Consider the following 14,312-nt stretch of genomic DNA (forward strand, 5'->3'; position numbering starts at 1 on the left):
CACTGGCTCGCTATTCCCGGCATCTTGCTGGCTCACGCGCTGCATAGCGCATCAAATAGCGACGGGAAACCGGCGCGGACGTGACAATACCGATTTCGTCAAAAAGTCGCGTCCTGCCGCACAGATTCGCGGTGGCGAGCACCAATCTTCAATCCTATTCCGTTTGTAGAGATATGTCGCACTGATGTTTTTAATTGTTCGACGGCTTGCTTATCGGCCATACTTCCCGCCATGCGCATATTCGGGCCGGCTGGCTTTTCATCGACGCGCTTTTTTTTCACGCCCGGCCGGATTTGCCGTGCGGCGTTCTTGGCGCTTCTGCCGCTGGCGGCCGTTGATGCCCGCGCCGACCCACGACTGGTCTGGGCGACCGGCGCCTACTCCTTTTCCGACGAGCGCGGCGGCTTCCGCATCACCGGGGCTTCGGGCGTCGGCACGAAGGAGGATCCGCTCGTCATCACCGAAGAGCTGAATTCAGCGACGCCGGTAACGCTAGCCATTCGCACGACCAAGCCGATCCAGCCGTTCGGCAAGGCTGGAGACTTCGCCAATGGGCTGATGTACATGCGCATCGACGTGCTCAACAATAGCGGCCAGGCCTGGGTCGAGTTCCAGTTCGAACTCCAGGAGATCCTCGACCAGCCGAGCGTGTTCGGCGACGGCCTGTCGTTCGACCAGCGCAACAAAACGCCCGAAAATATCTGGTCGAGCAGCTACGCCGATTTCGACCGCAATTTCGAACCGTATGACCGCCTGCTGTTCAAGAACGGCAAGATCGACCCGCTGAAGACCGCCAGCTTCTATTTCCTGATCACCGACTACACGCCGCGCTGGACGTTCTATCTGGTGCAGGATCCGCGCATACCGTCGAGCTGAACTTGCAAATTCAAGCTCCGCGGCCGAATGTGAAACCATGACTGCCGCCCCCCACAATAACCGAGCCGATCTCGCCGAGCTGCTGGCCTTCTACGCCAGCGCTGGCGTCGATGAGGCACTTGAAGAACAGCCGGTAAACAGGTTTGCAGAAGCCAGGCCGCCGGAGCGGGTACCCGCGGCGGCCGCTCTGCCGGCCGGTGAAAATGCGGCGCCGCAACGCTCGACGAGCGTGTCGCGCGCCGAAATGGGCGAGAGACCGAACACGGCACCGGTAGTGCGAACGCCTCCGGCCACCGCAACGGTGCCCGACGAGGCGCAGGCGGCGTTGGCGCGGCAACTGGCGAGGTCGGCGGCAAACCTCGACGAGCTTCGCCAGCACATGGCGGCATTCGACGGCTGCAATCTCAAATTCACGGCCAAGAACCTGGTGTTCGCCGACGGCAATCCGACTGCCGAGGTGATGCTGGTCGGCGAAGCGCCGGGCCGCGACGAGGACATAGAGGGCCTGCCGTTCGTCGGCCGCTCTGGCCGGCTGCTCGACCACATCCTGGCCGCGATCGGTCTTGATCGAAATTCAGTCTACATCGCCAATGTCATTCCCTGGCGGCCACCGGGCAATCGCACGCCGACGCCGCACGAGACCGAGATATGCCGGCCGTTCATCGAACGGCAGATCGAGTTGGTTGCTCCGAAAGTGCTGGTCAATCTCGGCGGCCCGTCGGCAAAGACCCTGCTCAACACCTCCGAAGGCATATTGCGGCTGCGCGGCAACTGGCGCGTCCACACGACCCCATCCGGCGTCGCAATTCCCGCCATGCCGACCCTGCATCCGGCCTATCTCCTGAGGACGCCGGCGCACAAGAAGCTGGCGTGGCGGGATTTCCTCGAAGTGAAGGCGAAGTTGCGGGCGCTGAGTTGAGGTTCGCGCGCCTCTTCCTTCTCTCTGTGGTGGAGAAGGGAAAGACAGTGCCGATGACTTCCCAGGTAATTGAAATCCCTCTCCCACCGGCCTAGTCATCTCGTCATGACAGCAGTCCAGATTTCCGCCGGCAGTCTCATTCGCGAATGGCGTACACGCCGGCGCATGAGCCAGCTCGACCTCGCCATGGAGGCCGAGATCTCGCAGCGGCATCTGAGCTTCGTCGAAAGCGGCCGCGCCGCACCCTCGCGCGATATGGTGCTGCATCTGGCCGAGCAGCTTTCGATCCCGCTCAGGCAGCGCAACCAGCTGCTGCTGGCCGCCGGCTTTGCCCCGAGCTTCAGTGAGCGGCCGCTTGACGATGCCTCGATGGCGCCGGCGATGGCGGCGGTCGAGACCGTGCTCAAGGCGCACGAGCCGTTCCCGGCGCTTGCCGTCGACCGGCACTGGAACCTGGTGTCGGCGAACGCCGCCATAGGCCCGTTCCTCCGCAATGTCGCCGATGCCTCATTGCTGACGCCGCCGGTCAACGTGCTGCGCCTCAGCCTGCATCCCGGCGGCATCGCGCCGCGCATCGTCAACCTTGCGGAATGGCGGACGCATCTTCTGGAGCGGCTGAAGCAGCAGAACGATGCTACCGCCGATCCGGTGCTGGTCGAGCTCGAGCGCGAGCTTCGGGCCTATCCGTCCGGCCTCAAAGGCAGCCGGCCGGCGCCGGTCGAACCGAATGCGATTGTCCATCCGCTCAAGCTTGCCCATGGCGACGCGATGCTGTCGTTCATCAGCACCATCACCGTATTCGGCACGCCGCTCGACGTGACGTTGTCGGAGCTGGCGATCGAATCCTTTTTCCCGGCCGACGAGCAGACGCGGGCGGTGCTGGTGCGGCTGGCGAAAGGGCGGGCCGACGCGGCGAAAGGCTGATCACCCCTGTGGCGCGATCGCCTTGCGCGTGCGGGTGCGTTCGAGGCCGAGCTGGCGCTCACGCCAGATAATGAAAATGCCCGCTGCGACGACGATAATGCCGCCGACCAGCATGTTGATCGTGGCGACGTCGCCAAAGACCAGATAGCCGACCACGACGCCGAGGATCATCGAGGTGTATTCGAACGGTGCCACGACCGAAGCTTCGGCATGGCGATAGGCCGAGGTCATCAGGATCTGGCCGAGCCCGCCGCAAAAACCCGCGGCAATCAGAAGCCCCGCCTGCACTGGCGTCAGCGCCTGCCAGCCGAATGGCAGCGAAAGCAGCGCCATGACGCTCGCCGTCACAGAGAACCACAGCACGATGGTCGCCGTCCGCTCGCTCTGGACGAGGTTGCGCACCAGGAGCATGGCGATGGCCGAGATCGCCGCGGCCATGAGGGCGGCGATGACGCCGAGCACCTCCTGGTCGCCAAGGGCAGCGCCCGAGCCCAGCAGCGTCAGTTCCGGCCACGAGATGATCAGCACCCCGACCAGGCCGACGGCAACCGCGCTCCAGCGATAGATGCGGATGGCTTCGCCGAGGAAGATCGAACTGAACACCGCGACCAGCAGCGGCTGCGCGTAGTTCAGCGTAATCGCCTCGGGCAGCGGCAGCCGCGTCAGCGCGAAGAAGCCGAGCCCCATGGCGCAAACCCCGACAACACCGCGCGCAATGTGGTTGAGCGGGCGCTTTGTCGAAAAGGCGGTGCCGAGTTTCCCCTGGAAGGCGAGGAAGGCGATGATCGGAAAGATGGCAAAGAAGGAGCGGAAAAAGACGATCTGGCCCGCCGGCACCGTGCCTGCCGCCTTGATGCAGGACGACATGCCGACGAAGACCGCCACCGATACGATCTTGAGCACGATCCCGGTTAGCGTGCTGTGGTCGCCGGCAGCAAGCACTGGCAAGTCCCGTTCGGCTGTCACGCCCCTTTTGCTTCCTGGATCGCCGCCAAAATGCGCGCCGGCGTTGCGGGCATGTCGATATGTCTGATGCCGTAGGCGCTATAGAGAGCGTCGGTCACCTCATTGAGCGCGGCACGCGTCGACCCGATCGTACTCGCCTCCCCGGCGCCCTTGAAGGCCTCGCGACGCAGCACCGAGGCGCCCATCCCGAATTTCGGCGTGACGACGGTCATGGAAGCCTCGCGATGATGCTTGGGAAATGATCGCCTGAAATAGACGTCGCTGCAGTTTTGTCGAGGGAGTGTTTCGTGTAAAGAGCGCAGACTTCAATTTATTTGGACCAGCGGACCCGCCCGCCACTCCCGGATCGACAGGAAAAATCAAGGAATGCGCACCGATACCGGCCAGGTCTTCAAGCTCGAAGACTATCGCCCCAGCGATTATCTCATTCCGGAAACCAGCCTGACTTTCCGCCTTTCACCTGAAGCAACGCATGTCACCGCCGTGCTGGCGGTCGAACGCCGCGACGGGATTGCGGCATCAGTGCCGCTGGTGCTCGATGGCGACGGGCTGACGCTCAGCAGCATCGCCATCGACGGCCAGGAAACGAGCCCTGCGGATTTTCTCGCCACGCCCGATCAACTGACAATCGTCAGCCCCCCTGCGGCAAGGCGCTTCCAACTGAGAATCGAAACCGTGCTGGCGCCGGCGCGGAACGAAGCGCTTATGGGCCTCTATCGCTCCAGCGACGTCTATTGCACGCAGTGCGAGGCCGAAGGCTTTCGCCGCATCACTTATTTCCTCGACCGCCCCGACATCCTGTCGGTCTATACGGTGCGCATCGAAGCTCAGCGCCGTGAGGCGCCGCTGCTTTTGTCCAACGGCAACCCGGCCGGCAGCGGCGAACTTGCCGGCGGCAGGCACTATGCGGTCTGGCACGACCCGTTCCCCAAGCCGTCCTATTTGTTTGCGCTGGTGGCGGGCGACCTCGGCAAGATCTCGGACAGTTTCGTTACCCTGTCTGGCCGCAACGTCGAGCTCGGAATCTATGTCGAACCGGGCAAGGAGAGGCTCGCCGGCTACGCCATGGATGCCTTGAAACGCTCGATGAAATGGGACGAGGAGGCGTTCGGCCGCGAATACGACCTCGATGTCTTCAACATCGTCGCCGTATCCGACTTCAATATGGGCGCGATGGAGAACAAGGGTCTCAACATCTTCAACGACAAGTATGTGCTGGCCGACCAGGAAACCGCGACGGACGCCGATTTCGCCAATATCGAAGCCATCATTGCCCATGAGTATTTCCACAATTGGACAGGTAACAGAATCACTTGCCGCGACTGGTTCCAGCTTTGCCTGAAGGAAGGCCTGACCGTTTTCCGCGACCACGAATTCTCCGCCGATCAGCGCTCGCGCGCCGTCAAGCGCATCGCCGAGGTGCGTACGCTGCGCGCCCATCAGTTTCCCGAGGACCAGGGGCCGCTGGCGCATCCCGTGCGGCCGCGCCGCTACCGCGAGATCAACAATTTCTACACGGCGACGGTCTACGAAAAGGGCTCGGAAGTCGTGCGCATGATCCATACCATCCTCGGCGCCGAGACGTTCCGCGCCGGCATGGACCTGTACTTCGAACGTCACGACGGCCAGGCGGCGACGATGGAAGACTTCATCAAGGTGTTCGAAGACGTCTCCGGTCGCGACCTGTCGCAGTTTTCGCTGTGGTACCATCAGGCCGGTACGCCGAACCTGACCGTCAGTTCAGCATATAATCCGGCGGCGCGAGAATTCACGCTCGAAATCGAGCAGTCGGTGCCGCCAACACCGGCGGAAAGCCGCAAGCGGCTGATGCACATTCCGCTTGCCTTCGGCCTGGTTGGCGCCGGTGGCGAGGCGATAGCGCATAGCGGCGTCGAAGGGGCGAACGTCGAGGACAGTGTCATCCATATCCGCAAACGTCGCCATGTCGTCAGGTTTTCCGGGATTGCCGAGCGTCCGGCCATGTCGCTCAACCGTGGCTTTTCGGCGCCGGTGACGCTTTCGGTCGAGCAACGGCCCGACGACCAGTTTTTTCTGGCTGGCCATGACAGCGACGCCTTCTCGCGCTGGCAGGCGTTCAACACGCTTTTGACCGATGCCCTGATTGCAGCCTTCCGTCAGATCCTGGACCACAGGCAACCCGAGTTCAGCGCCCGGCTGACCGAGCTTGCGGGCAAGATAGCCGGCGACGAAGCACTCGAACCCGCCTATCGGGCATTGGCGCTGGCGCTGCCCGGCGAGGCCGATATCGCCCGCGACATTGGCAAGAACATCGACCCCGACGCCATTTTCGCGGCGCGCGAGGCGCTAGTGGTTGCGATCGCCGAGACCAACAGCGAGATATTCTCCAAACTTTACGATCGGCTCGCCGACAATGGTCCGTTCAGCCCGGATGCGACCAGTGCCGGGCGGCGTGCACTGCGCAATGTCCTGCTGGATTATCTCTGCTTGCTGCCGGGAGGCGCGGAACTCGCTGCCCGGCACTTCCAGTCGGCGACCAACATGACCGACCGGGCCGCGGCGTTGACCGTGCTTGCGCACCGTCACCACGGCTCACCGGAGGCGACCAAGGCGCTGGCCGATTTCGAGGCGAGATATGCAACCGATGCGCTGGTCATGGACAAATGGTTCCAGATCCAGGCCAGTGTGCCCGGCCCGCAAACCGTCGATGCGGTGCGCGCTTTGACCGGCCACCCGACGTTCTCGATGGCCAACCCGAACCGGGTGCGCTCACTCATCGGTACGTTTTCCAGCGCCAACCAGACCGGCTTCCATAGCGCCGACGGCGAGGGCTACCGGCTTTTCGTCGAAACGGTGCTGCAGGTGGAAAAGCGCAACCCGCAGGTGGCCGCCAGGCTGGCGACGGCGCTCAGGTCTTGGCGGTCGCTCGAACCGGTGCGGCAGGCCAAGGCAAGGGAGGCGCTGCTTTCGATCGCCAATGCAGAGAAGCTGTCGGCCGATTTGCGAGACATCGTCGAGCGCACGCTGGCCTGACAACGCGCCGGCTCACCACCACAATGGCGTCTCGCCCGAAAACCGCATTATTTTAGTCGATTTTTAATCTTTTTTCGCCGCGCCTCTGGACAAGGCGAATCACCTTTGATTCTTTACAGACGATTCGGAAGTGCGGCGTTGCCGGATCGTCAAGCAGATTGAAAATCGGGGAGTGCCATTTATGGCGAAGGCGGACGCGTGGGGCGCGCCCGGTGGGACGGCTTTTGAGCGACGCGAGGCGCGAAGCGACGGTCTCGCCGGCAATACGCGGCTCATCGCCGAACCTGCCTACCGACGGCTGCTGGCAGCCGAGCCGCTGTTGCGGCGATCGATACCGGCCCTCATCATCATCTTTCTGTTGATCATTGCAGTATTGCGCTTTCTGTCGCTGATGAACGAGCGCGACGAGATCGAGCGCGACGCCAAGGCGATCCTTGCGCTGGCCGCGGGCCAACTGGCCAGTTCGATCGCTGCCGACGCGACCATGGTTTCGACGCCCGGCGCGATCCAGGACCTGCTGGAGGGAACCGGCCGTCAGGGCGCGATGGGCCGAAGCCACGTACTGGCGATCACCGACAGCGCCTTCAAGATCATTGCCGTATCGCCGCAGTCGACGCACTGGGAGGGGCGATCGCTCGATGGCGTCGTGCAGGGCGGGCAGCCGCTGTTCATGTTCGGCGACCGCGCCGGGGTGATGGAGGTCAGCATCGGCGGACAGGACTGGTACGCGGCGGTGAGCCTGGCGAATGGCCGAAGGGGTGCCGCGGCAGCCTTTGTGCCGCAGGAGGCAGTTTTTGACACCTGGCGCAAGACGGTCTCGCTCAACGTCACGCTGTTTGTGCTGACGGCCGGCGTGCTGATCATCATCCTCTACGCCTATTTCGGCCAGGCGGCGCGCGCCCAGGCCGCCGACCGCATCTATCTCGAAGCCCACCAGCGCATCGACATGGCGCTGGTGCGCGGCCGCTGCGGCCTGTGGGACTGGGACATGGTGCGCGGCAAGATGTACTGGTCGCGCTCGATGTACGACATGCTGGGCTACGAGCCTTGCGACACGATGCTGTCGTTCGGCGAAGTCGACGAAATCATCCATCCCGAGGACGGCGATTTGTTTGAACTCGCCAACAGGATCGTCGGGCGCGAGATCGACCACATCGACCAGGTGTTCCGGATGCGTCATGCCGACGGGCAATGGGTCTGGATGCGGGCAAGAGCACAGGTTATCGACCCGGAAGCCCCGGAGATCCAGCTGATCGGCATCGCCGTCGACGTCACCGAGCAGCGGCACCTGGCGCTGCGCTCCGAAGCCGCGGACCTGCGCCTGAGGACAGCCATCGAAAACATCAACGAATCCTTCGTGCTGTGGGATTCGTCCGAGCGCCTGATCATGTGCAATTCCAAATACCAGCAGGATAACGGCCTGTCGGATCGCGACGTGATGCCGGGCGCCCCGCGCGCCGTGCTGGATGAACGCATGTTGGCGTTCGCCTCGGAGCGGCGGCTTGCGAATACCAACGGACCGCAGGGGGGCGTGACCTTCGAGCGCCAGCTTGCCGACGGCCGCTGGCTTCAGGTGAACGAATTGCGGACAAGGGACGGCGGCACCGTCTCGGTCGGCTCCGACATCACCCAGATCAAGCTGCACCAGGAGAAGCTGGTCGACAGCGAGCGCCGTTTGATGGCAACGATCCACGACCTCAGCCTTGCCCGTCGGGCGGAAGAAGAACGGGCCCGCGAACTCGTCGAGCTCAATCGCAAATACATGAAGGAAACCGAGCGGGCGGAAGCGGCGAACCGGGCCAAATCTGAATTCCTGGCCAATATGTCGCACGAGTTGCGCACGCCGCTCAACGCGATCATCGGCTTTTCGGAACTGATGGAACGGGGCCTGTTCGGGCCGCTGGGTTCGCCGCGCTACGAAGAGTATGCCACCGACATCAACGGCAGCGGCAAATATCTTCTCGGCGTCATCAACGATATCCTCGACATGTCGAAGATCGAGGCCGGCCAGTTCGCGCTGGATCAGGAACAAATCGATCTCTGCCCGCTGATCAGGGAAACGGTTCGCGTCGTTTCGCTGCAGGCGGCCGAAAAATCGATCACCGTCGAAACCCGCATCGCCGATTCGCTGACGCTGTTCGCCGACCGCAGGGCGATCAAGCAGATCCTCATCAATTTGTTATCGAATGCCGTGAAGTTCACCGGGCAAGGCGGCCACATCTCGGTCAGGGCCCGCAGCATTTCCAGCGCGCTGATCCTGACGATCGAGGACAATGGCTGCGGCATCCCGAAGGCGGCGCTGAGCAAGCTCGGGCGGCCGTTCGAACAGGTGCAAAACCAGTTCTCCAAGAGCCATGCCGGCTCCGGCCTCGGCCTCGCCATCTCGCGCTCGCTGGCCGAGCTTCAGGGTGGCGCGTTGAAGATCCGCTCGACCGAAAGCGTCGGCACGATCGTCTCGGTACGCATCCCGATCAAGAAAGCCACGCAGGCGGTCAAGGCCGCTGCCTGAAACGACAAAATAAGTCTCCGGCGGCTCGCGCCGCCGGAGAGGTTATTAATTCTCACTGCATGCCGTCATTGCCGTCGCCGCCCCATGGGTGGTGACGGCCGGGACCCTTCGGCAGTTCGTTCTTCTCGATCTTGCCGTCATTGTCGCGGTCGAGCATGGCGAACACCTTCTTCTGGCGGCTGGTGATGTCGTCGGCGGTCAGCGTGCCGTCGCCCTTGGTGTCGTAGCGGGCGATGATGCGCCTGGCCATCTGCTCGAAGCGTGCCTTCTCCAGCGCGTCGGCGAGCTGTGCCACGGTCAGCTTGCCGCCATTGTCGGCGACCATCTTCTTCAGCCGCGCGTTCATGGCGTCGGAGAACTGGTCGAAGGTGATGGTGCCGTCATTGTCCTTCATGACCTTACCGAGGCGCATCATCATGCCCTCGCGCGGCCCGGCGCCGGAGTGCTCGTCTGCATAGGCAGCGGTGCCGACGGCGCCGGCCAGGGCTGCGAAAACGAGTGCAAGTCTGGTCGTCTTTCTCATGGTCTTCTCCTGTTGCATCGTCACCCCCGATGCTAGAGCGGCAGATCTTCAATCCCCGCTCTATCTCCTTGTTTGAGCATCGGAAGCTCCCAAAGCAGGCCGCCACTTTTGGCTCCGATGCTCTCGCCCGTTCGGCCGATTGCCGTCACGGTTGTTTCGCACGAAGCAAAAGGTCAAAATCCTTTCTGACCTTCTGCGACGTCTCCTTGAGGTGCGCTTCAAGCACACCGAAATCCGGCAGGTCGGTGACCGCCAGAAGCAGATCCGAAAGCCCTGGCGGAACGTCGTCGCGTTCGAACGCGCCGGTAAGGCAAAGCCGTATTATCTGGGTCAGCGCCAGATAGAGCGAATAGGCATCCACCAGTTCCTGCCTGACCTGGGCGCTGGCGAAATCCGGCGCCAGGCGCGACAGGATGTCAGCCGTGCCGGTGGCCCTGCGGCCTGCCTCGATCTTTCCGGTAATCACCGCAACCTGGGCGATGAATTCGAGATCGATGAGGCCGCCCGGGATCAGCTTGATGTCCCAGGTATCGCGCGGCGGCTTCTCCTTGTCGACCATGGCGCGCATCTCGGATGCCTCGGCCATCACCTTGACTGGATCGCGCGGCAGAGCGAGCACTGCGGCAACTTCCCCTTCGACCTCGCGGCAGAGCTCGGCATCGCCGCCGATCGCGCGGGCTCGCGCCAGCGCCATGTGCTCCCATGTCCAGGCGTCCTGGCGCTGATACTTCTTGAAGGCGTCGACATGCGTGGCCACCGGCCCCTTGTTGCCGGACGGCCGAAGGCGAAGGTCGAGCTCGTAGAGCACGCCCTCGGCGGTCGGCGCGGAAACGGCGGCGATCAGCCGCTGCGTCAGCCGGCTGTAGTAATGCGACGGGGCAAGCGGCTTGTCGCCGTCGGACTCCTCGGCATCGGCGTCGTGATCGTAGAGCAGGATGAGGTCGACGTCGGAACCTGCCGTCAGTTCGCGGCTGCCGAGCTTGCCCATGCCGAGCAGTGCGACCCTGCCGCCGGCAATATAGCCATGACGCAGCGCGAATTCGGCCATCACCGCCTGCAATGCCGCTTCGATAGTCAGATCGGCGAGATCGGAAAAAGCGCGGCCGGCGCGCGGCGGATCGATCGACCCGGCAAGCAGCCTGACGCCGATCAGGAACTTTTGCTCCGAAGCAAAGATGCGCAGTCGGTCGAGCACGTCCTCATAGGCCCTGTCGCCTTCGAGGAAGGCGGCAAGACGCGCCGACAGATAGGCACGGTTGGGCAGTTCACTGAGCAGCGCCGGATCGAGCAGGCCGTCGAAGACATGTGGCCGGCGCGTGATGATGGCGGCCAGCCGCGGTGCCGCGCCCATGATCGTCGCCATCAGCTTCAGCAAAGCCGGGTTCGACTGCAGCAGGGAAAACAGCTGGATGCCGGCAGGCAGGCCGGCAAGGAATTCGTCGAAGCGGATCACTGCCTCGTCCGCCCGCCGCGTCTGGCCGAAGGCTTGCAGCAGCGCCGGCGTCAGTTCGGTCAGCCGCTCGCGCGCTTCCGCCGACCGGGTGACGCGATACCGGCCGAAGTGCCAGCCGCGGATAACCCGGCAGATGTCGCTCGGCCGCTGGAAGCCGAGCCGCTTCAGGGTCTGCAAGGTGTCGGGATCGTCGACGTCGCCGGTAAAGACCAGATTGCCGATGCCTGCCGAAAGCTCCGGCGCGGTTTCGAACAGCGCTGCATAGTGGCGCTCGACCTGGTGCAGGGCCGCGCGAAACGCTTCGGCAAAGCCTGCCGCATCGGCAAAGCCCAGCATGCGGGCGACGCGCTCCAGCCCCTCTTCGTCCTCCGGCAGGATGTGCGTCTGCTGGTCGGCAACCATCTGGATGGCGTGCTCGACGCGGCGCAGGAACCAGTATTGCCTGGTGAGCGCATCGCGCGCATCGGCAGTGATCCAGCCACGCGCGGAGAGTTCGCCAAGCATCGGCACGGTCTCGCGGCCGCGCAGTTCGGGAAAGCGACCGCCGGCGATGAGCTGCTGGGTCTGGACGAAGAACTCGATCTCGCGGATGCCGCCGCGGCCGAGCTTGACGTTGTGGCCCTTGACCGCGACCTCGCCATGGCCCTTGTGGGCGTGGATCTGGCGCTTGATCGAATGGACGTCGGCGATCGCCGCATAGTCCATGTATTTGCGCCAGATATAGGGCTGCAGTTCCTTCAGGAACGCGGCGCCGGCGGCAAGATCGCCAGCCACCGGGCGCGCCTTGATCATGGCGGCGCGCTCCCAGTTCTGGCCGCGCGCCTCATAGTAGCGCAGCGCCGCCTCGACCGGGATCGCCAGCGGCGTCGAGCCGGGGTCGGGACGAAGCCTGAGATCGGTGCGGAAGACGTAACCGTGCTCGGTGCGGTCCTGGAGAATGCGGACCAGCCGGCGGGTCAGGCGCGAAAACAGCTCGGTGGCATCGAGCGGATCGACGACGGCAGGCGCATCGGGGTCGAAGAAGACGACGAGGTCGATGTCGGAGGAGAAGTTCAGCTCATGCGCACCGAGCTTGCCCATGCCGAGCAGGATCCAGCCCGAGCGTTGCGCCGGATTTTTCGGATCCGGCAAACTGAGCTTGCCTTGCTCATGCGCGTCGCGGAGCAGGAAATCGACGGCTGCACGCGTGCAGGCGTCGGCAAGGTCGCTCAGTCGCCGCACCGTCAGCGAAGTCTCGGCCTCGCCGGCGAGATCGGCCAAGGCGATCAGGAAATGCGCCTCCGCCTTGCATCGGCGCAGCTCCATCATCAGGCTGCCTTCGGAGACGGCCTCTGCGCGCGCTGCCTTGTCGACCGCGGCGCCGATCGATGACAGCCGCGCCTCGATGATCTCGTCAAAAAGCGCATCGAGGATTCGCGGCCGGCGGCGCGCGGTATCGCGCAGGAACGGCGACAGGTCGAAAACGGCGGCGAGGAAATCCTGGACGACCCCCTTGCCGGCGAGAAATTTCGCCAGTCGCGGCAGTTCTTCCTGCCGCGCGGCGTCGGCGATCTCCGCCAATTCCTGCCTGGCGCGGCTTGCATCCAGCGGAACGAGCTTTACCGCCGGCTTCAAAAGCCAGTCCGTCTCGCGGCGTCGCGCTGCCATCCTCGCCACCATCAGCGATCCTCCCGCCCGGGAAAACTCATGACGACGGACAATCCGGGATTGCCGGGCAGAAGCGCAAGCCGTCCATTGTGGAACGTCATGATCGCCTTGGCGAGGCTCAAGCCAAGGCCGGAACCCGGCTGCGAGCGGCTCTTTTCCAGCCGCACGAAACGCTCGGTCACCCTGGCGCGGTCGACATCGTCGGGAATGCCCTGGCCGTTGTCGGAAACAGCAAGCCTGATCTCGCCATCGATACGCTCCAGCGTCACGCGAACCGTAGGCCTGGAGGTCGAGTCGGTCGAATATTTGATCGCGTTGTCGACGATATTGGACAGCGCCTGGCCGATCAGCTCGCGATTGCCGTTGACGGCGAAGGCACCCTGTACCGAGGTTTCGAGCGTCACACCCGCCTCTTCCGCCACAGGCTCGTAGAGTTCGACGACGTCGTGCACGGCAGCGGCCAGGTCGACCCTGGTGGTGCTTTCGGAGGAATAGCCGGCCTCCAGCCGTGAGATCATCAGGATGGCGTTGAAGGTCTTTATCAGCTGATCGGATTCGGCGATCGTTCCTTCCAGCGCCTGTCGGTAGTCGCTGGTGTTGTGCTTGCCGGAAAGCGTCGCTTCGGCGCGATTGCGCAGCCTGGTCAGCGGCGTTTTCAGGTCGTGGGCGATGTTGTCGGAGACCTGCTTCAGTCCCTCGTTCAGCGTGGCGATCCTGGCCAGCATGGAATTGAGGTTTTCCGACAGCCGGTCGAACTCGTCGCCGGCGCCGGTGACCGGCAGCCGGCCGGAAAGATCGCCGCCCATGATGCGGCGGCTCGCCTCCGACACACTGTCGATGCGCTTCAGCGCAGCGCGCCCGACGAAGAACCAGATCAGCAGCCCGCCGACGCCCATCATGCCGAGCGCCAGCATCAAGGCGCGGCGAATGACGGCGCGGAAGCGCTCCGGCTCGCCGAGGTCGCGGCCAACCAGCATGATCATCTGGTTGGGCAGGCGCAGCACCAGGGCGATGGCGTTGTGGCCTTTCTCGCCTTCGGCCTGGACCTCGTTCTGCGCGGGCTCGTTCGGGTCGGAGACCGGGTTGCGCTGCCGCTCGAGCTCGCCCTCGCCGAAGCGGCGGTAGGAGAACGGTTCGGTGGTCCAGCCCTCGGCCTCAATCACGCCCGGCTCCAGGCTCTGCACGTTGCCGGTCAGGATCTGGCCGTTGGCATCGGCGATCAGATAGAGATTGGCGCCGGGCTGGCGGGAGCGCTGCTCGACGACGCGGACCAGCACCGGTAGGCCGCCGCGCTGATAGGCGCGGGCAAGGCCGAGTACCTCGTCGTTGATCGTCTCCTGCGTCTGGGCAGTCAGCATGCGCGCCGAGAGCGAGGTCATGTACAAGACCAGCAGCACAGCGCACAGCGCAAAAAGCAGAAGATAAAGCGCTGAAAGCCGCGCTGCCGTCGTCCTCATGATGGCCGGCACGGAAAGGGCCATGG

At 63.9% G+C, this 14,312-nt stretch carries 11 protein-coding genes; 5 read left to right on the forward strand and 6 right to left on the reverse strand.

Going from position 1 to position 14,312, the window contains the following annotated elements; genetic code table 11:
- Window positions 1–98: 98 nt before the first annotated feature.
- Window positions 99–281 carry a hypothetical protein gene (locus X760_RS77165; RefSeq protein ID WP_198030476.1) on the reverse strand — a complete coding sequence of 61 codons (183 nt, stop codon included), beginning with the start codon at window positions 279–281 and terminating at the stop codon, window positions 99–101.
- Here X760_RS77165 and X760_RS50565 point away from each other — a divergent pair.
- The 3 genes from X760_RS50565 to X760_RS50575 all read left to right on the forward strand — a co-directional run bounded on the left by X760_RS50565 (window position 232) and on the right by X760_RS50575 (window position 2,719).
- Window positions 232–876 (forward strand): hypothetical protein, encoded by a 645-nt coding sequence (locus X760_RS50565; RefSeq protein WP_023718372.1) that lies wholly within the window; start codon window positions 232–234, stop codon window positions 874–876. The genes X760_RS77165 and X760_RS50565 overlap by 50 nt on opposite strands.
- A 37-nt stretch (window positions 877–913) precedes the next feature.
- Window positions 914–1,795 (forward strand): uracil-DNA glycosylase, encoded by an 882-nt coding sequence (locus X760_RS50570; RefSeq protein WP_023718373.1) that lies wholly within the window; start codon window positions 914–916, stop codon window positions 1,793–1,795.
- Window positions 1,796–1,900: 105 nt separating this feature from the next.
- Entirely contained in the window at window positions 1,901–2,719 is an 819-nt protein-coding gene (locus X760_RS50575; protein WP_023718374.1) for a helix-turn-helix transcriptional regulator, read from the forward strand.
- On the opposite strand, the gene X760_RS50580 is transcribed toward X760_RS50575, so the two are convergent.
- Window positions 2,720–3,685: a DMT family transporter gene (locus tag X760_RS50580; RefSeq protein WP_023718375.1), complete on the reverse strand. Its 966-nt coding sequence runs from the start codon at window positions 3,683–3,685 to the stop codon at window positions 2,720–2,722. It lies immediately after the preceding gene.
- Complete coding sequence (locus tag X760_RS50585) at window positions 3,682–3,897, reverse strand: hypothetical protein (protein WP_023718376.1); 216 nt, start codon at window positions 3,895–3,897, stop codon at window positions 3,682–3,684. Before X760_RS50585 ends, X760_RS50580 begins: the two co-directional genes overlap by 4 nt.
- A gap of 154 nt (window positions 3,898–4,051) precedes the next feature.
- Between X760_RS50585 and pepN the strand changes: the two genes are divergently transcribed.
- On the forward strand, window positions 4,052–6,697 hold the full coding sequence (gene pepN / locus X760_RS50590; protein WP_023718377.1) for an aminopeptidase N: 2,646 nt from the start codon (window positions 4,052–4,054) through the stop codon (window positions 6,695–6,697).
- A 181-nt stretch (window positions 6,698–6,878) separates the two neighbouring features.
- Complete coding sequence (locus X760_RS50595) at window positions 6,879–9,206, forward strand: PAS domain-containing sensor histidine kinase (RefSeq protein ID WP_023718378.1); 2,328 nt, start codon at window positions 6,879–6,881, stop codon at window positions 9,204–9,206.
- Between the two features lie 52 nt (window positions 9,207–9,258).
- On the opposite strand, the gene X760_RS50600 is transcribed toward X760_RS50595, so the two are convergent.
- The 3 genes from X760_RS50600 to X760_RS50610 all read right to left on the reverse strand — a co-directional run bounded on the left by X760_RS50600 (window position 9,259) and on the right by X760_RS50610 (window position 14,310).
- Window positions 9,259–9,729, reverse strand: coding sequence for a hypothetical protein (locus X760_RS50600; RefSeq protein WP_023718379.1), 471 nt, complete (start codon window positions 9,727–9,729; stop codon window positions 9,259–9,261).
- 145 nt (window positions 9,730–9,874) lie between these two features.
- Window positions 9,875–12,841, reverse strand: coding sequence for a bifunctional [glutamine synthetase] adenylyltransferase/[glutamine synthetase]-adenylyl-L-tyrosine phosphorylase (locus tag X760_RS50605; protein ID WP_031193789.1), 2,967 nt, complete (start codon window positions 12,839–12,841; stop codon window positions 9,875–9,877).
- On the reverse strand, window positions 12,841–14,310 hold the full coding sequence (locus X760_RS50610; protein ID WP_023718381.1) for an ATP-binding protein: 1,470 nt from the start codon (window positions 14,308–14,310) through the stop codon (window positions 12,841–12,843). The genes X760_RS50605 and X760_RS50610 overlap by 1 nt, the downstream gene beginning before the upstream one ends.
- Window positions 14,311–14,312: the final 2 nt, after the last annotated feature.

Source organism: Mesorhizobium sp. LSHC420B00, assembly GCF_000503055.1.
In the GTDB taxonomy this organism is placed as follows: domain Bacteria; phylum Pseudomonadota; class Alphaproteobacteria; order Rhizobiales; family Rhizobiaceae; genus Mesorhizobium.